Here is an 18,430-nt window from a genome sequence, read left to right on the forward strand (position 1 = left end):
GACAAGGGGGGCCTCCGGGCTCCCCTTTCTTGTAGGGCCGCTGTTGCCAATCGGCAGTGTCTTTTGGGCGTCGTTGTATCAGACCACAACGGCGCCAGGGTTCATGATGCCATGAGGGTCAAGCGCCTCTTTGATGGCTCTCATCGCAGCAAGCTTGACCGGATCGCCATAGCGTTCAAGATCACCGACCTTTAGGCGGCCAATCCCGTGCTCTGCACTCATGGAGCCGCCATAGTCATACACGAGGTCATGGATGATACGTTTCACATCCCCGCGCAGGTCTTCGTAATCCGCGCGCGACCGGCCCGGCGCGGGAAAGACGTTGTAGTGCAGGTTGCCATCGCCCAGATGGCCAAAGCAGTTGATCCGGAGCGACGGATCGAGATTTGCAATCGCTTTCCAGCCCGCGGGAATGAACTCGGGAATGCGCGAAATCGGCACCGAAATGTCGTGGCTTGAGACAGACCCGATCAGGCGGTTCGCCTCCGGGATATGTTCGCGCAAAGCCCATAGCGCCTGACGCTGAGCCTCGGATTGTGCAATCACGCCGTCGTCGGTCAGCTCTGCGTCCATCGCCTGTTCAAAGAGGTCGGCCAGCGCGGCCTCTGCATCCTGGCCTTTGCCCAGGCCGAGCTCGATCAGGACGCACCACTCCGGGTGGCTCTCGAAGGGCTGGCGCAATTCCGGCAGTTTTTCGGCAAGGAATTCAAGACCCTGCCGGTGGATGAGTTCAAAAGCGCTTACACCTTCGCCCACTGCATCGCGCGCCCGCGTCAGAAGCGCCACCGCCGCCGCTGGATCGCGGACCGTAAAGATGGCCGTGCCCGCGTTGGCCGGGATCGGCGAGAGTTTGAGCGCCGCAGCGGTGATCACTCCAAGGGTGCCCTCGGCCCCGATCAGGAGGTTGCGCAGATCATAGCCGGTGTTGTCTTTGCGCAGCCGTGACAGCCCGTGCCAGATCTCGCCTGAGGGCAGCACTGCCTCAAGCCCGAGACAGAGATCGCGCGCATTGCCATAGCGCAGCACATTGACCCCGCCCGCGTTGGTCGCAAGGTTGCCGCCGATCTGCGCCGAGCCTTCGGCGGCCAGAGACAGCGGAAAGAGACGCCCCGCCTCGGCCGCGGCAGACTGCACATCCGCCAGCACCGCGCCCGCTTCTGCGATCAGCACGTTTTCCTCTGGATAGAGCGCGCGAATGCCGCGCATCCGTTCCAGCGACAACAGGATCGGGGTTGCGCCCTCGGTCATCACTTGCCCGCCCACAAGGCCGGTGCCGCCTCCATAGGGAACAACTCCCACCCGTGCCGCATGCGCCGCGCGGATGATCTCGGCCACCTCTTCGGCGCTGCGGGGCAGCGCAACGGCGGCGGCCTGCCCGGCATAACGTCCGCGCGGCTCTTCCAGATGGCGCGCCTCCGGCCGGCGCAGGGTATCGGCGGGCAAACGAGCAGAGAGCGTGTCGAGAAAGGCGGGGGTGGCGGGGTTCAAAGTCATGCCCCATGAATCCAGAATCCACCGCCCAAAGGCAAGGCCGTTATGGCGCGGTGCGACGTTGCTACACTCAGGCCTGACCGGCGGTGGTCTTGCCCCGGCGGTCGTTGCGCAGCGCCGCATAGAGCACATGGGTGCGCCAGCGCCCGTTGATCTGCAGATAGGACTGCGCCACGCCCTCATATTTAAAACCGGAGCGCTCCAGCAAGCCGCGCGAAGCCGCGTTTTCCGGCAGGCAGGCTGCTTCGATTCGGCTCAGGTCGAGGCGGGTAAAGGCATGATGCACCACCGCACCGATCGCCTCGCGCATATACCCCCGGCGGGCAAATTGCACCCCGGTCCAATAGCCGATGGTGCCCGCCATCGCGGGGCCTCGGCGGATGTTGTCGAGCGTGATGGCCCCAACCAGATGATCGTCCTCGCGCCGGATCAGAAACAGCGGCAGGGCAGACCCCTGCGCGATCGAGCGTTTCGCCCAATAGACCCGGTTGGTAAAGGATTTACGGCTGAGGTGATCGGGGGACCATGCGGGCTCCCAGGGGATCAAATGATCTTTGCTCTGCTGGCGCAGGAAGGCCCAGTACCGGAAATCGGCATGCACGGGAGGGCGGAGCGTCAGGCGCTCCGTCTCCAGTTTCACCGTCCGCCGGGCCAAAAGCATCAGGCAGCGCGCCTCCGGGCGATCTCCTCAAGGCGCGGCGCTTCGGCGACCGGGCCATAGAGTGCTAGCGCAGCCGGTGCCTCGCGAGAAATCCGCGCCGCCATGGCGCGCACATCCGCGGTGGTTACCGCATCAATCTTTGCAACCGTGTCCTCAAGGCTTGGCACCCGGTCCCAGATCTGGACGAGGCGCGCCAGACGTTCCGCCCGGTTCGAAGGGCTCTCAAGCCCCATCAGCATACCGGCCTTCATCTGCGCGCGGGCACGCTCCACCTCGGCGTCGGACATGTCATCTGCGGAGCGCTTGAGCTCATCAACCGTGATGCCCAGAAGATCCGAAACCTGCGCCCCGGAGGTGCCCGCGTAGATGGTCATCATGCCGGTGTCCTCATAGGCCCCTGCCTGCGCAAAGATCGTGTAGCAAAGCCCGCGCTTTTCGCGCACTTCCTGAAACAACCGAGAGGACATGCCGCCGCCGAGCGCCGCCGCATAGATCTGCGCGGCATAGATGTCATCGGCGCGGTAGCTTGGGCTTTCAAAGGCCAGCGCCACATGGGCCTGCTCCAGCGCTTTGTCGTGGCGCGCTTCACCGCCGGTAAAGCGAGCACATTCGATCACGTCCTGCTGTTTGGGTTCCAGATGACCAAACATTTCTGTAGCGGCCTTCACCAACCGATCGTGGTCGACCGCACCAGCGGCTGAGAGGATCATCTGACCGGGACCATAGTGTTCGGCCACAAACCGGGTCAGATCTTCCTTGTTGAAGCTGCGAACCCGTTCTGCGGGGCCGAGGATCGAGCGGCCAATCGCCTGTTCGCGATAGCTCTCTTCCTGCAGCCAGTCAAAAATGATGTCGTCCGGCGTATCAAGCGCCTGACCGATTTCCTGCAGGATGACCCCGCGTTCCACTTCGATCTCGCGTTCATCAAAGACCGAGTTCAGAACGATGTCGCCGATCACATCAAGGGCGAGATCCACGTCGTCCTTGAGAATACGCGCGTAATAGGCGGTCACTTCGCGGCTGGTATAGGCGTTGATGTAGCCGCCCACATCCTCGATGGCTTCGGCGATCTGCAACGCGCTGCGCCGCTTGGTGCCTTTGAACGCCATATGTTCAAGGAAATGGGCCACCCCATTCTGTTCGAGCCGCTCATGGCGGCCCCCTGCCGAAACCCAGATGCCGAGGGCTGCGGATTGCAGCCCCGGCATATACTCGGTGACAATACGAAACCCGTTGGGCAGGGTGTCTTGTTTAACGGTCAATTGGCGATGTGCTTTCTGATATGATCTTCAATCGCGCCGAGATCATTGGCGATCCGGGTCACGCGCTCCGATCTGTCATACAGGTCTGCCATGCGAGGGGGAAGAGGCGGATGCACCTCCGAGGCCGCCTCGACCGCGGCCGGGAATTTTGCGGGATGCGCCGTGGCCAGCGTGACCATCGGCACCCCATCCTTGAGGTGTTCATTGGCGACCTTCACCCCAACTGCCCCATGTGGGCAAAGCAGCTCTCCTGAGGCCGCGAGTTCGGATTTGATCGTGGCGGAAGTCTCCTCCTCGGAAGCGCGGCCTGAGCTGTAGATTTCGCTCAACGCCTGCATGGCCCCCTGGCTCACGTTAAAACCACCACCGGTCTTCAGTTCGTCCATCAGCTGCGCCACAGCCGCGCCGTCCTGATCGTAGGCATAGAACAAGGCCCGCTCGAAGTTCGAAGAGACCTGAATATCCATAGAAGGCGAAATCGACGGGATGGTCTCGCCTTTGAAATAGCCCTCGCCCGAGAGGCAGCGGTGCAGGATGTCGTTCTGGTTGGTGGCGACCACCAGCTGATCGATCGGCAGCCCCATCTGGCGCGCGATAAAGCCCGCAAAGATGTCGCCAAAGTTACCGGTCGGCACGGTGAAGGACACTTTGCGGTGCGGTGCGCCCAAGGCCACGGCAGCGGTGAAGTAATAGACCACCTGCGCCAAAACGCGGGCAAAGTTGATCGAGTTCACGCCCGCCAGATGCACCGAATCGCGGAAGTCAAAATCGTTGAACATGTCTTTGACCGCAGCCTGGCAGTCGTCAAAGTCTCCATCCACCGCGAGGGCATGCACATTGGCGTCCTGCGGTGTGGTCATCTGGCGGCGCTGCACCTCGGAGACGCGGCCATGGGGATACATGATAAAGACGTTGACCGCGTCCAGACCGCGAAACGCCTCGATCGCCGCGGACCCGGTGTCGCCAGAAGTGGCACCCACGATGGTCACGCTGTCGCCCCGGCGTTTGAGCGCGACCTGAAACAGCTGACCGATGAGCTGCATGGCGAAATCCTTGAACGCCAACGTCGGGCCGTGAAAGAGCTCCAACAGGAAGTGGTTCGGCGCCATCTGTTTCAGCGGCGCGCGAGCGGCGTGCTCAAACCCGGCATAGGCGCGCGCGATGATGCCCTTGAATTCCTCTTCGGAGAAAGACCCCGACACATAGGGCCACATCACGCGAAACGCGACCTCCTCATAAGGCAGCCCGGCAAAGCCTGCGATTTCCTCTGCCGAGAGCGTCGGGATTTCTGCCGGAACATAAAGCCCGCCGTCGCGCGCAAGCCCGGTCAGCATGGCTTCTTCGAAGGTGAGTTCGGGCGCTTGGCCGCGGGTGGAGATATATTTCATGGCGTCAGTTCCTGTCAGGTTTTGGCGCGCGTACGCAAGAGAAAGGCGGCGGTCATGGCCGCCCATATGAGGGCGAGCGAGAACCAGGTGATGACATATTGCAGATGATCGTTCGGGATGCCCTTGGTCGAGACAGGCAGAGGCGTGGGTTTTTCGGCCCCCGTGCGCACCACAACCAGCAAGGGTTCAGTGTTCAGGCGCTCGGACATATAGGCAATGTCGCGGGCGTAGAGGATGTTGGTGTCCACTTCAGGCGGCGGAGTGGTCCAGTCGCCTTCATCCGGCCAGAGGAGATTTCCGGTAAGCTCTGCGCGGCCCGTGGGGCGGGTATTTTCCTTGTCCGTGGCCCGGATGTAGCCGCGATCCACAAGGATGCGGCGACCCTCGTCCGTCACAAAGGGAGAGATCACGCGATAGCCTGCCCCCTCGGCCTCTGTGACCCAGAAGACATGTAGCTCCTCGGGTAGGATCTCACCCTCAAATCGCACCGCACGGTAGCGGTCCGCCTCGGGGTCTGGAGCCTCGGGCAAGGAGACCGGCTCTGCTGCGATGCGTGTCTCGATGGTGGCGAGGACGCCCTCTTTCCACGCCAGCCGTTGTAGCTGCCAGAGGCCCAACGAGACCAGCGCCACAAAGCCCAAGCCCCCTACCACCCCAAGAAAGATCACGCGTCGCATCAAACGACCCCTCCAGATCCGATTGCAATCTGCGCCCCAAAGGCCTGCCGCAAAACAGGCAAGAGGCGCGCGAGGTGATCCCCGCGCGCCCCGTTAGATACGTGCTGATTGCCGAAAGGAAAACCGCAATCATGTACCCGCTACATTGAGATCAGTGCGCCAGACCGGCGGTGCCCCAGATGTAGACGGCCACGAAGAGGAACAGCCACACAACGTCAACGAAGTGCCAGTACCAGGCCGCCATCTCAAAGCCCGCGTGGGACTTCGGCGTGAAATCGCCCCGCATCGCGCGAATCAGACACACGATCAGGAAGATGGTGCCGAGGATCACGTGGAAGCCGTGGAAACCGGTGGCCATGAAGAAGTTGGAGTAGAACTCGTCGCCGCCAAACTCCCAGCCTTCGTGCAGCAGGTGCACATATTCATAGGCCTGCAGCGCAGTGAAGAAGATGCCAAGTGCGATACCGATGGCGAGGCCGTTCACCAGACCCTTGCGGTCATTGTCGTGCACAAGCGCGTGGTGCGCCCAGGTCACAGCACAGCCAGAGAGCAGCAACACCAGCGTGTTGATGAGCGGCAGGTGGAAGGCGTCAACCGGGTAGATGTCGGGCGCGACATATTCGGTGCCGACGTATTCTTCCATCGGGTACATGGCGTGTTTGAAGAACGACCAGAACCACGCGAAGAAGAACATGACTTCGGACATCACAAACAGGATGAAGCCGTAGCGCAGGCCGATCAGAACAACCGGCGTGTGATCGCCTGCCTTGTTTTCCGCAATGGTCTCAGACCACCAGCAGAAGGCAGAGTAGAGCACCGCAACCAAACCGGCCCAGAACAGCCAGGCGGTGTAGTCGTGCATCCAGAGCACCGCGCCAAACAGCATGACGAAGGCGCCAAGCGAGCTCAGAAGCGGCCAAATAGAAGGCGGCAGAATGTGGAAATCGTGGTTTTTTGCATGCGCCATTTAAGTGTCCCTCACCAAAGCGGCCTTAGTTCAGTTCTGTCTCTGCCCCGGATGTATCCCCGGTGTCGAGAGCGGCATAGCCCTCGGGCAGATCAATCTCATGAAATGTATACGACAAGGTGATCGTATGCACATATTTTGCCTCCGGGTCCTCGATAATCTCGGGGTCCACGAAGAAGGTCACGGGCATCATCACCCGCTCCCCCGGTTGCAGCACCTGCTCGTTAAAGCAGAAACACTGAATTTTATCAAAGTAATAGCCCGCCGAGAACGGCGCGACGTTGTAAGACGCCTGGCCTGCAACCGGACGGTCTGTCGGGTTGTAAGCCTCATAGAAAGCAAGACCGGTCTCGCCAATCTTCAGCTCCATGATGCGCTCGACGGGTTTGAACTCCCACGGCATGCCGCGGTCCTTGGAGGCGTCAAAACGAACCTTGATGGTTTGGTCGAGCACCTGATCGGAGCCGGTCTCGGCGACCTGCGTAACGCCGCCAAAGCCCGTGACCCGGCAGAACCAGTCATAGAACGGCACCGACGCCCAGGCGAGGCCACCCATCAGAACAACCACGCCAACCAGCTGCACCACTGTTTTTTGAGGTCCGTTCAACGCCATCAGATTACTCCGTGCCCTGGGTTTCGGGGAAGCTGAAGCCGGTGGAGGTCACTTTGACCATCGTCAGCGCCAGAACCAGCACGACGAATCCCCCTAGCAACAGGCCAACACCCACGTTGCGCCCTTTGCGGCGGTTGTGGATTTCATGTTCCTTGCGCAGGCTCATCTTACCAGCCTCCCAGCCCATAGGGTTTCAACAGCGCCTCGGCGAGAATCGCGCCAAAGTGGAGGAAGAGGTAGAGCAGCGACAGTTTGAAGAAGGAGCGTTCGATCTTGAAGTTGTCGCTCTCGCAGATCTCCTCATCGCGGCGCCAGATCTGGACCGCGCCTTTCAGGAACAGCGCATTGAGCACAACAGCTGTAGTGAGATAGATCGGCCCTCCGACGCTGGTGAAGGCGGTGGTCAGCGCAAAGGCCGCGAGAATTACGGTGTAGACCAGGATGTGCTTGCGCGTGGAGCGCCGCCCATGGGTCACGGTCAGCATCGGCACATCGGCCATGTCGTAATCATTGCGCATAAAAAGCGCGAGCGCCCAGAAATGCGGCGGCGTCCACAGGAAGGTCAGTGCAAACATCAGCCAGGGCTCGACCGACATGCTGCCGGTGGCCGCGATCCAGCCGATCACAGGCGGAAACGCCCCTGCCGCGCCACCGATGACGATGTTCTGCGGCGTCGCCCGCTTGAGCCACATGGTGTAGATCACCACGTAAAAGAAGATGGTGAACGCCAAGAACGCCCCTGCAAACACGTTGGTCGCAAGCGCCAGCATGATCACCGACAGGCCCGACAGCGCAAGGCCGAGACTCAGCGCTTCGCCCTTGTCGACTTTGCCAGCCGGGATCGGGCGGCCCTTGGTGCGCTTCATCACCTGATCGATGTCGGCGTCCCACCACATATTGAGCGCGCCAGACGCCCCGCCGCCGATGGCAATGAACAGGATCGCACAGAAGCCGATCACCGGATGCACTCCGATGGGCGCAGCCATCAGGCCAACAAAGGCGGTGAACACGACAAGGGACATCACCCGCGGCTTCAGCAGCGCGAAGTAATCGCCAAGGGAAGCCTCCTCTTCGCGGGTCATGCTTGCATTGATGCTAGCGTCTGTCATGTCTCGGGCTCTTTCAGGTCATGGACGACCACGCAAAGCGCGTGGTCGCTCTTGGTCTCATCCGTCAGCACGCGGCTCTCTCAGCAGATAGCGGACGCGCGCCGAGGGTCCAGTCAGATCACTTGGAAGCGACGTCGTAGGGCTGCGGCAGACCCGCGTATTCCTCGATCGCGCCGTTCAGCCATTCCTGATAGGCTTCTTCGCTGACCACTTTGACGGTGATCGGCATATAAGCGTGGTCCTTGCCGCAAAGCTCGGAACATTGGCCAAAGTAGACGCCTTCTTTGGTTGGCTTGAACCACAGTTCCGCAAGGCGGCCGGGGATGCCATCCTGCTTCACGCCGAACGACGGCAGCGCCCAGGAGTGGATCACGTCAGCAGCCGTTACCTGCATCACGATGGTTTTGTTCACCGGAACAACAACCGCAGTGTTGGTCGCCAGAAGGAATTCGTCGCCTGCGTAGCCCGCTTCTTCGAGCTTCAGCTTCATCGCTTCGTCATAGACGAAAGGCGTCACATCCGCGTCGGCAGGGCGCGTGGATTCGTCCAGCGTCGCCGGGTGGCCGATGAGATAGCTGTCAAAGGCAAAGTCGTGATCCACATACTCGTAGCCCCAGTACCACTGGTAGCCGGTCACCTTGATGGTCACGTCGCCCTCGGGGATTTCCTGCTGGCGGAACAGTTCTGGCAGCGAGAAGGAGCCAATTACGATCAGGATAAGGATCGGCACCACGGTCCAAGCGATCTCGATCGGGGTGTTGTGCGTGAAGCTCGCTGCCTTGGGGTTGGCGCGACGGTTGAAACGCACAATTGCGTAAAGCAGCAGACCACCCACGAACACACAGATCGCGGTGATGATGATGAGAATCATGTAGTCGAGCTTGTGAATGCCCTCTGCCAATTCGGACGCCGCCGGCTGAAAACCGAGGTTGCCGTCCGTCGGCTTACCAATGGTTTCCAGACCTTCTTGCGCCATGGCTGGAAGGCTAGAAAGGGCGGCGATAAAGCCCGAAAGCGTCAAAGCATTCTTCATGTCGTTTCCTGATCGCTTGATCGTTGCATGGGTTGGGATCGCGGAATCGTTCGAAAAACTCTACCGCGCCCGTTGTCTTTGTTGCCGTTAAAAATCATATTCTCGGGAGGTTATAAAGAGGGTAGCGCGCGTCATAGCGTCTCTTTCTTGACTTAGATCAAAAAAATCGAGGCCGATTTGATGGATACAACCGCTTTTTCCCCGTTTGAAACCACACTTCCCGAAGATGAGGCGCTGCCGCTCCTGCGTGACGCACTGGCAGGTGCCGACGATGGCGAGATCTTTGCCGAGCGCACAAAATCAGAGGCATTGGTATTCGACGACGGCCGTCTGCGTACGGCGAGCTATGATGCTGCCGAAGGATTCGGGCTGCGCGCGGTGCGGGGCGAAGTGGCGGGGTATGCCCATTCGACCACCATGTCGATCTCGGCGCTGCGCCGCGCGGCCGAAACCGCACGGCTCGCAGTGGGCGCTGGCGGCGGCACCATGGCCCCTGCCCCGCAGGCCACCAATCAGAAACTCTATGGCGATCTGGATCCGATCGCGGCGCAGGCCTTTCCCGTGAAGGTCGAGACCCTGCGTGAGATCGACAGTTTTGCGCGCGACCTCGATCCGCGCGTCGTACAGGTCTCGGCCACGCTGGCAGCATCCTTGCAGGAAATCGAGATCCTGCGCGCCGATGGCACCCGCGTGCGCGACGTGCGACCGATGACGCGCGTGAATGTCTCGATCATCGTCGAGGACGGCGGACGGCGCGAGAGTGGCACTGCGGGCGGTGGCGGTCGGGTTGGCCTTGATGGGCTGATCGCGCCCGAGGACTGGCAGGCCAAAGCGCGTGAGGCGCTGCGAATCGCACTGGTGAACCTCGACGCGGAACCTGCGCCCGCCGGCGAGCTTGACGTGGTACTTGGCCCCGGCTGGCCCGGCATCCTGCTGCACGAGGCGATCGGACACGGGCTGGAGGGCGATTTTAATCGGAAGGGATCCTCGGCATTTGCCGGGCTCATGGGACAGCGCATCGCAGCCCCCGGCGTTACCGTGCTGGACGATGGCACCATTCCGGACCGGCGCGGTTCGATCACCGTGGACGACGAGGGCACGCCAAGCCAGAAGACCACATTGATCGAGGACGGCATCCTCGTAGGGTACATGCAGGATCGCCAGAACGCGCGCCTGATGGGCGTGGAGCCCACCGGTAACGGGCGCCGTCAAAGCTATGCACACGCGCCGATGCCGCGGATGACCAACACCTATATGCTCGGCGGTGAGGCGACGCCCGAGGATCTGGTCAAAGAGGTCAAGGACGGAATCTGGGCCGTCGGCTTTGGCGGGGGACAGGTGGATATCACCAACGGCAAATTCGTATTCTCCTGCACCGAAGCCTACCGCGTCAAAGACGGCAAGGTCGGCGCCCCCGTCAAAGGCGCCACGCTGATCGGAGACGGCGCCACTGCGCTGCAGCAAATCCGCGGGCTCGGCAATGACATGGCGCTTGACCCCGGGATGGGGAACTGCGGCAAACAAGGCCAATGGGTACCTGTCGGCGTGGGCCAGCCCAGCGTGCTCATGGGCGGATTGACGGTCGGCGGATCTGCGACCTGAGCACTCAGATGAATCCGTGACACAAGTGATCTGGCGCGACACCGCGCCAGATCAGTCGACAAATAGGACGACTCGCAGATACTCTGGGAGTCGTCTTTTCTTTTCAGGGCTCTAGGGCCAGCAAAGAATGACCGCGGCATTATTTATGCTTAACAGATCAGGGATTTTCACCTTCCTGACTGCAGTCTGTGGACGTGATTTTGCCTTGGGGCATGCTGGTCCAAACACTTTCTCCGCAGCGCCACGCCAGCGCATATCATTTATTTTCAATGACATAGCAAAAAGTACCGAAAAATCTCGATAAACTTTTGGGATGTTCACCACCTGTTAACCCCTCAGGCCTTAATCCTAATATTGCAACAAGGCGAGGCGAGGGCATGACCGGAGAAGCATATTCTTCCACTCACCCCCCACTCCCACCCACCACGGAAGATCAAAGGTATTCCTGGCTTCGCCTGTTGCGCTCCCGAGGCATCGGGACCGTGACCTTTTATCGGCTTCTGGCCGAGTATGGTTCAGCACAGAATGTGCTTGAAAAGCTGCCTGAATTGGCAGCGACTTCAGGCGTCAAAGGGTATAAAATATACTCAAAAGATGCATTGGACGCCGAGTTCGAGAACGCAAAAGCCGCCAATGCGCGGCTTTTGTGCATTGGAGATCCCCATTATCCGGCCCCGTTGGCCTCGCTTCCCAATCCTCCTCCGGCACTCTGGGCGATCGGAAATTTGTCGCTTGTGACGCGACCGGCCATTGCACTGGTGGGCGCACGCAACGCGTCCTCCTTGGGGCGGCGCATGGCCTATGGGCTGGCGCGAGATCTGGGCGATGCCGGATATGTGGTGGTCTCGGGACTTGCGCGCGGCATCGATGCCTGTGCCCACGAGGGTGCCCTTGCCAGCGGCACCATCGCTGTGCAGGGCGGCGGCGTCGACATTATATATCCCTCTGAGAACACCCCGCTCGCCATGACCCTTGCCGAGCAGGGTCTGCGCCTCTCCGAACAACCCATGGGCTTGCAGCCACAAGCGCGCCATTTTCCGCCCCGCAACCGCATCATAGCAGGTCTCGCCCTTGCAACAGTGGTCGTGGAGGCCGCCATAAAGTCAGGGAGCCTCATCACTGCGCGCGATGCGCTGGATTTGGGACGGGACGTGATGGCAGTACCTGGCCACCCCTGCGACGGGCGGGCCAGCGGTGGCAACCTCTTGATCCGCGATGGCGCCACGCTGGTGCGCCACGCCGAGGACGTGATCGAGGCGCTACCTCCGCTCAATGCGCACCGCCCGCCCCAACGCCCCTCGGTGCAGGACCTGCCCTCGCCCCCGCCCGAGCGACGCAACCTGCGTCAAACCGCAGCACTGCATCAACAAATCCTGGATCGCCTCGCGGCCGCGCCCACACCGGAAGGCCAGTTGATCAAGGATCTCGGCAGCCCCGCACGCAAGGTGCGCACGGTGCTGACGGACTTGGAGCTATCCGGCGAAATCGGTCGGGAACCGGGTGGAGTGATCATCAAAAAACGCTAATTCAAAGTCGAAAACTCCCCCCTTCACGCCCGAGCTCCACGCGCTGATTTCTTCGCGTGGATTGACATTCTCCCCTTGCGCGACACATTTTGCCCGGCCATAGAGCGCGATTGAACCCGTCTGAAAAGGTGCCCACTTACATGCCAGTTGTCGTTGTCGAATCCCCGGCCAAAGCCAAAACAATCAATAAATATCTGGGCTCCGACTACACTGTTTTGGCATCCTACGGTCACGTCCGGGACCTGCCCGCAAAGAACGGATCCGTTGACCCCGAAGATGATTTTGCGATGACATGGGAGGTCGGCAACGACTCCAAAAAACATGTGCGCGCCATCGCAGAGGCGCTCAAGGACGACAACGCATTGATCCTCGCGACCGACCCCGACCGCGAAGGCGAGGCGATCAGCTGGCACTTGCAAGAAGCGCTCACCAAGCGGCGCTCCATCAAGAAGGACACCGACGTCAAACGCGTGACCTTCAACGCGATCACCAAGGACGCTGTCGCCGAGGCCATGAAAAACCCCCGCGATGTCGATATGCCGCTGGTAGAGGCCTACCTCGCCCGGCGTGCTCTCGATTATCTTGTGGGCTTCAACCTCTCTCCGGTGCTTTGGCGCAAACTGCCCGGCGCGCGCTCGGCCGGGCGTGTGCAATCGGTTTGCCTCCGCCTCATCGTGGAGCGCGAGATGGAGATCGAGGCGTTCAACCCGCAGGAATATTGGTCCGTCCGCGCAAACCTTGCCACCCCGCGCGGCCAATCGTTTGAGGCGCGCCTGACCGTGCTCGGCGGTGAAAAACTCGACAAATTCAGCCTCGCAAACTCGACGGCGGCAGAACTGGCGGTGCAGGCCGTCAGCAGCCGCAAAATGTCTGTCCTGTCGGTTGAGGCCAAACCGGCGGCGCGCAACCCCTCTGCGCCTTTCATGACCTCGACCCTGCAACAGGAAGCGAGCCGCAAGTTCGGCATGGGCGCCAAACAGTGCATGAATGCCGCGCAGCGTCTCTATGAGGCCGGGCTCATCACCTATATGCGGACCGATGGGATCGACATGGCCCCGGAGGCGGTCTCTGCCGCGCGCGATGAGATTGCCAAGCGCTATGGCCAGGAATATGTGCCCGGCGAGCCGCGGATCTACAAGAACAAGGCCAAGAACGCCCAAGAGGCGCACGAATGTATCCGCCCGACCGACATGAGCCGCGACGCCGCGAGCCTCAAAGTATCCGAAGATGATCAGCGCAAGCTTTATGACCTGATCTGGAAACGCACGCTCGCCTGCCAGATGGCAGGTGCCCGTCTGGAGCGCACCACAGTGGACATCGGCTCTGACGACAAGCAGGTGGTGCTGCGCGCCACCGGTCAGGTCGTCATGTTTGATGGCTTCATGCGCGTGTATGAAGAAGGCCGCGATGATGTGGTCGACGAGGACGACAAGCGTCTGCCGCAGATCATGCAAGGCGAAGCACTGAAGTTTGCAGGTTCGCTTGCGGCTCAGGCGGAAAAAGCGGGCAAAGACGGTTCTGTGCTGTCGCAGGATGGCGCAACGCTGGCACTGCAGCACCACACCCAGCCGCCGCCGCGCTATACCGAGGCCACATTGGTCAAACGGATGGAAGAGCTCGGCATCGGCCGCCCGTCGACCTACGCCAGCGTCATCACCACGATCCAGGACCGCGAATATGTCCGCAAGGACAAGAACCGCCTCTTCCCCGAGGACAAAGGGCGGATCGTGACCATCTTCCTGCTGAACTTCTTTAAGCGCTACGTGGAATATGACTTCACCGCCGCGCTCGAGAACCAGCTCGATGATGTCAGTGCAGGCGGCAAGGACTACAAGGAACTTCTGGACAGTTTCTGGCGCGACTTCTCGGCGGCGATCTCCGAGACCTCCGATCTGCGCATCTCGGAAGTTCTGGATGTGCTGGACGAGGCGCTTGCGCCACAGCTCTACCCCCCGCGAGAAGATGGTGGCGACCCGCGTATCTGCCCCAAGTGTGGTGCCGGTCAACTACATTTGAAAACCTCGCGCACCGGCGGTTTCGTGGGTTGCGGCAACTACCCCGAATGCAACTATACCCGCCCGATCTCGGGCGAGGGCGCCGAAGGTTATGAACGCGTCCTCGGCGAGGATGACGGCGACGAGATCCACCTGAAGTCCGGCCGCTTTGGCCCCTATGTGCAACGCGGTGAGGCCACGCCAGAAAACAAGAAGCCGCCGCGCTCCTCGCTGCCGAAACAGGGCAAGGACTATCTGCCCGGCTGGGGCCCCAATGAGATCACGCTCGAGCAAGCCGTGACCTTGCTGACGCTACCGCGCGAAATCGGCGCGCACCCGGAGGGCGGCGTGGTGTCGTCGAACCTCGGTCGATTTGGCCCCTACATCATGCACCAGCGTCCCGACGAGGAAAAACCGGTCTATGTGAACCTGAAGGAAACGCTGGACGTCTTTGAAATCGGCATGAACCGCGCGGTGGAGATGCTGGCGGAAAAACGCGCCAACCCGGGCCGCGGGCGCTCTGCTGCCGCAAAACCGCTGCGTGAGCTGGGCGAACATCCGGACGACAAGGCGCCCGTGAACATCATGGATGGGCGCTACGGGCCTTATGTGAAATGGGGCAAGGTCAATGCGACTCTGCCCAAGGACACCGAGGCCAAGGACGTGACCATGGAGATGGCGGTTGAGCTTCTGAATGAAAAAGCCGCCAAATCCGGCAAGAAAAAAGCGCCCGCGAAGAAAGCTGCTGCGAAGAAGACCACAGCCAAGAAAACCACCGCGAAAAAAGCACCCGCCAAAAAGAAAGAGGCCAAAGCCTCTGGCGATTAACCGCAGGCGGGGCGCGCTCCCGCCCGTCGTCGCTGCACCAGGATGCAGGTCCTCCCGTTGGGACCAGCGCCGCGCTTTCGCGCGGCGTTTGTGTATTTCGACACACACCTAGGGCCATACGCGTCTCACCCTCTTCCTCTATTTCAGACTATTCCCGCCAAAAGCACGGGGCCCTTTGGCCCCTTTGGCATGGGTAGAAATACGCAGACCATTGCGTATTCGTTGACTCGACAGCACAACTGGGGCGATTAGCTTGACCCAGAGGAAATGGAAGGGAGAGTTCCATGAAGAAGGTTTACGGCTCTGCCGCTGAGGCCCTCGACGGGGTGCTGTTTGACGGCATGACAATTGCGGCAGGCGGCTTTGGCCTCTGCGGCATCCCGGAGTTGCTGCTTGAGGCGATCAAAGACGCGGGCACCAAGGATCTGACATTTGCGTCCAACAACGCAGGCGTTGATGACTTTGGCATTGGAATCCTGCTGCAGACCAAGCAGGTCAAAAAGATGATGTCGTCCTATGTGGGCGAGAACGCGGAATTCATGCGTCAGTATCTCTCGGGCGAACTGGAGCTGGAATTCAACCCCCAAGGCACGCTGGCCGAACGCATGCGCGCAGGCGGCTGCGGCATTCCCGGGTTTTACACCAAGACCGGCGTCGGCACCCAGATCGCCGAAGGCAAGGAGGTCAAGGTCTTTGACGGCGAGGAATACATCCTCGAGCGCGGCATCTTTGCGGATCTGTCCATCGTCAAAGCCTGGAAGGCGGATGAAACCGGCAACCTCGTGTTCCGCAAGACCGCCCGCAATTTCAATCCGCCCGCCGCGATGTGCGGCAAGATCTGTGTGGTCGAAGTGGAAGAGATCGTGCCCACCGGCAGCCTTGATCCCGATCACATCCACCTGCCCGGCGTCTACGTGCACCGCCTGATCCAGGGCGAACACGAAAAACGTATCGAAAAAGTGACCACCCGCCCGCGTGAGGAGGCTTGATCCATGGCTTGGGACCGCAACCAAATGGCCGCGCGCGCGGCACAGGAACTCGAAGACGGCATGTATGTAAACCTCGGCATCGGGATTCCGACGCTGGTCGCCAACTACGTGGGTGACAAGGACATCACGTTGCAGTCGGAGAACGGCATGCTCGGCATGGGCCCTTTCCCCTTTGAGGGCGAAGAAGACCCCGACCTGATCAATGCAGGTAAGCAAACCATCACCGAATTGCGCCGCACGGCCTATTTCGACAGTGCCACCTCCTTTGGCATGATCCGCGGCGGCAAGATCGCGGCCGCGATCCTCGGCGCGATGGAAGTCGCAGAGAACGGTGACCTGGCCAACTGGATGATCCCGGGCAAACTGGTCAAAGGTATGGGCGGCGCGATGGATCTGGTCGCCGGTGTCGGGCGTGTCATCGTGGTCATGGATCACGCCAACAAGCACGGCGAATCCAAGCTCCTGAAAGAATGCACCTTGCCGCTGACGGGCAAAGGCGTCGTGGACCGCATCATCACCAATCTTGGCGTGTTGGATGTTGTCGAGGGTGGTCTCAAAATCGTCGAGGTTGCCGAAGGCGTGACCGAAGACGAGCTGCGGGCTGCAACCGAGGCAACCATCGTCAACTGATCGCACGCGCTCAGTGTGAAACGTTGGGCGGGGGCGCGGAGGGCAGAAGCCCTCCGCGCCCCCGCCCCGATCAGATCGCAGAGCGATCCGACCTGTCACCAGATTGCCCAGACCCCGTAGACTGATCCGCTCAGCTCATTTTCCAGCTTCGGTATAATCGAGAACACCGCTCCAGGGGCGAAGCGGAGCGCTCGTCTCATTTCATCGTTTGAAACACGCAGCCATCGGAAATCATGATCGGAGGCGTCGTGCAGAGATTTCGCGCCAGCCGGTACGCCGCAAGAACCTTTGGGACATAATCCCGCGTCTCTGCATAGGGTGGCACCCCGCCATGCTCACGCACCGCCCCTGCCCCGGCATTGTAGCCCGCCAGGACCAGAACCGGATCTCCCGAAAAATCCCGCATCAACTGATCCAGGAACCGAACGCCGCCTGCGATGTTCTGTTTTGGGTCAAAGGAATCATCAACGCCGAACTGGGTCGCCGTATCCGGCATGAGCTGCATCAGCCCCTCTGCCCCCACGCGACTCACCGCATCAGGCTTGCCACCGGATTCGACCGCCATCACCGCAAGCACCAAGGCCGGGGACACTTCGGTGCCGATTGTCGAGGTCAACAGCGACACCCCATAGTTGGAGATCATGCTCTGCAACTCCTGCAGTCGCGGCGTGGCAATGTCATTGCGCGCCTCAAGCACCGCGAGACTACTCTGCAACCGTCCGGGAGACGCCCCAGCGAGATCCGCCCCGACCTCATCCCAGAACCACGCATACCGCGCCTGAGGTGCGGTTGGGACAGAGCCCACATCGCTCTCACCCTGAGGGCTTGCACTCTCTTCACCAACCTTAGGGGCTTTGGGTTCTATCTGAACCGTGATGCGCTTTTGGGTGCCTGGTGCGGGCGGGCGCACACGTTTGGCCTCAAAGTCGGCAAACGGCGCGGGCGCCTCTTGCGCCTGCGCAAGTGCTGCAAACACCAGGCCACAGCATATCGCGAGTCCCCGTTTCACACTCATTTCGCCTGCTCATCGTCTGCTTTGTGCTAGCACACTCTGCCATCGAGGCCCGAAAATCCAGTTCAGCCGGACAGATTTGGCCCATTTCGCCACATTTGCACCCCATTTGGCACGATCACGCTGGGCTTACCTGAAATCCAAGCCGAAACTTTCTTTTCTAAACATGCGGTTAACAGGCCCAGTAACCTTTTCTTAAGCTTAACGGCCAAATTCCGGGTTTCGGCCCAATTCCTGCCACCCTGAGTAGGGATAACAGGCTCATCCAAAGCGGGACAGCATCTGAAGGTGAGAGAGCAGATGACACGGAACGCCCCGCCGGATGCCAACATTTACCGATCCTCAGGAGGGACGAACCATGATCAAATTCATCAAAAACTTCCGCAAAGACGAATCCGGCGCCGTGACTGTTGACTGGGTTGTGCTGACCGCAGCTGTCGCCGTTCTCGGCACTCTGGTGTACTCGCAGATCTCCGGCAGCATCGAGACTGCAACCGCTGCAACCGGCACCTTCCTGGGCGCCAACGGCTCTTCCAGCTACTAATCCACCGCGTTTCGCGACTGGTTTAGCCTGACAGAATGCCGTCCCGGGCCGTGCCATGCTTACGGCCCGGGACATGCCATTGCGGCACGTTCGCTGGAGGACAT

At 60.7% G+C, this 18,430-nt stretch carries 17 protein-coding genes; 6 read left to right on the top strand and 11 right to left on the bottom strand.

All coding sequences use genetic code 11. The features are described from left to right. Positions 1-78 precede the first annotated feature (78 nt). From TM1040_RS16055 to coxB, 10 genes are all read right to left on the bottom strand, one after another. Positions 79-1,494 (bottom strand): FAD-binding oxidoreductase, encoded by a 1,416-nt coding sequence (locus TM1040_RS16055; protein WP_011539647.1) that lies wholly within the window; start codon positions 1,492-1,494, stop codon positions 79-81. A 67-nt stretch (positions 1,495-1,561) separates the two neighbouring features. After that, positions 1,562-2,152 (bottom strand): GNAT family N-acetyltransferase, encoded by a 591-nt coding sequence (locus TM1040_RS16060; protein ID WP_011539648.1) that lies wholly within the window; start codon positions 2,150-2,152, stop codon positions 1,562-1,564. Beyond that, on the bottom strand, positions 2,152-3,414 hold the full coding sequence (locus tag TM1040_RS16065; protein ID WP_011539649.1) for a M16 family metallopeptidase: 1,263 nt from the start codon (positions 3,412-3,414) through the stop codon (positions 2,152-2,154). Before TM1040_RS16065 ends, TM1040_RS16060 begins: the two co-directional genes overlap by 1 nt. After that, positions 3,411-4,802 (bottom strand): threonine synthase, encoded by a 1,392-nt coding sequence (gene thrC, locus TM1040_RS16070; RefSeq protein WP_011539650.1) that lies wholly within the window; start codon positions 4,800-4,802, stop codon positions 3,411-3,413. The genes TM1040_RS16065 and thrC overlap by 4 nt, the downstream gene beginning before the upstream one ends. A 14-nt stretch (positions 4,803-4,816) precedes the next feature. Next, on the bottom strand, positions 4,817-5,479 hold the full coding sequence (locus tag TM1040_RS16075) for an SURF1 family protein (RefSeq protein WP_011539651.1): 663 nt from the start codon (positions 5,477-5,479) through the stop codon (positions 4,817-4,819). 151 nt (positions 5,480-5,630) lie between these two features. Further along, entirely contained in the window at positions 5,631-6,446 is an 816-nt protein-coding gene (locus TM1040_RS16080; RefSeq protein WP_011539652.1) for a cytochrome c oxidase subunit 3, read from the bottom strand. A 25-nt stretch (positions 6,447-6,471) separates the two neighbouring features. Beyond that, on the bottom strand, positions 6,472-7,059 hold the full coding sequence (locus tag TM1040_RS16085) for a cytochrome c oxidase assembly protein (RefSeq protein ID WP_011539653.1): 588 nt from the start codon (positions 7,057-7,059) through the stop codon (positions 6,472-6,474). 4 nt (positions 7,060-7,063) lie between these two features. Continuing rightward, positions 7,064-7,225, bottom strand: coding sequence for a hypothetical protein (locus TM1040_RS16090; RefSeq protein WP_011539654.1), 162 nt, complete (start codon positions 7,223-7,225; stop codon positions 7,064-7,066). A 1-nt stretch (position 7,226) separates the two neighbouring features. After that, on the bottom strand, positions 7,227-8,168 hold the full coding sequence (cyoE, locus tag TM1040_RS16095) for a heme o synthase (RefSeq protein WP_011539655.1): 942 nt from the start codon (positions 8,166-8,168) through the stop codon (positions 7,227-7,229). A 118-nt stretch (positions 8,169-8,286) separates the two neighbouring features. After that, positions 8,287-9,201, bottom strand: a complete 915-nt coding sequence (gene coxB / locus TM1040_RS16100; protein WP_011539656.1) for a cytochrome c oxidase subunit II — start codon at positions 9,199-9,201, stop codon at positions 8,287-8,289. A 180-nt stretch (positions 9,202-9,381) separates the two neighbouring features. Here coxB and tldD point away from each other — a divergent pair, with 180 nt between their 5' ends. From tldD to TM1040_RS16125, 5 genes are all read left to right on the top strand, one after another. Further along, the gene (gene tldD, locus TM1040_RS16105; protein ID WP_011539657.1) at positions 9,382-10,803 is read left to right on the top strand and encodes a metalloprotease TldD; all 1,422 of its coding nucleotides are present in this window, start codon (positions 9,382-9,384) and stop codon (positions 10,801-10,803) included. Between the two features lie 377 nt (positions 10,804-11,180). Further along, positions 11,181-12,329, top strand: a complete 1,149-nt coding sequence (gene dprA / locus TM1040_RS16110; RefSeq protein ID WP_011539658.1) for a DNA-processing protein DprA — start codon at positions 11,181-11,183, stop codon at positions 12,327-12,329. A gap of 140 nt (positions 12,330-12,469) precedes the next feature. Continuing rightward, entirely contained in the window at positions 12,470-15,151 is a 2,682-nt protein-coding gene (gene topA / locus TM1040_RS16115) for a type I DNA topoisomerase (RefSeq protein ID WP_011539659.1), read from the top strand. A gap of 284 nt (positions 15,152-15,435) precedes the next feature. Next, positions 15,436-16,140, top strand: coding sequence for a CoA transferase subunit A (locus TM1040_RS16120; protein WP_011539660.1), 705 nt, complete (start codon positions 15,436-15,438; stop codon positions 16,138-16,140). A 3-nt stretch (positions 16,141-16,143) separates the two neighbouring features. Beyond that, the gene (locus TM1040_RS16125) at positions 16,144-16,770 is read left to right on the top strand and encodes a CoA transferase subunit B (protein WP_011539661.1); all 627 of its coding nucleotides are present in this window, start codon (positions 16,144-16,146) and stop codon (positions 16,768-16,770) included. A gap of 196 nt (positions 16,771-16,966) precedes the next feature. On the opposite strand, the gene TM1040_RS16130 is transcribed toward TM1040_RS16125, so the two are convergent. After that, the gene (locus TM1040_RS16130) at positions 16,967-17,785 is read right to left on the bottom strand and encodes a lytic transglycosylase domain-containing protein (RefSeq protein ID WP_011539662.1); all 819 of its coding nucleotides are present in this window, start codon (positions 17,783-17,785) and stop codon (positions 16,967-16,969) included. A 355-nt stretch (positions 17,786-18,140) separates the two neighbouring features. Here TM1040_RS16130 and TM1040_RS16135 point away from each other — a divergent pair, with 355 nt between their 5' ends. Further along, positions 18,141-18,326 carry a Flp family type IVb pilin gene (locus TM1040_RS16135; protein WP_011539663.1) on the top strand — a complete coding sequence of 62 codons (186 nt, stop codon included), beginning with the start codon at positions 18,141-18,143 and terminating at the stop codon, positions 18,324-18,326. The last annotated feature ends 104 nt before the right edge of the window (positions 18,327-18,430 follow it).

This window comes from Ruegeria sp. TM1040 (assembly GCF_000014065.1).
GTDB lineage: Bacteria > Pseudomonadota > Alphaproteobacteria > Rhodobacterales > Rhodobacteraceae > Epibacterium.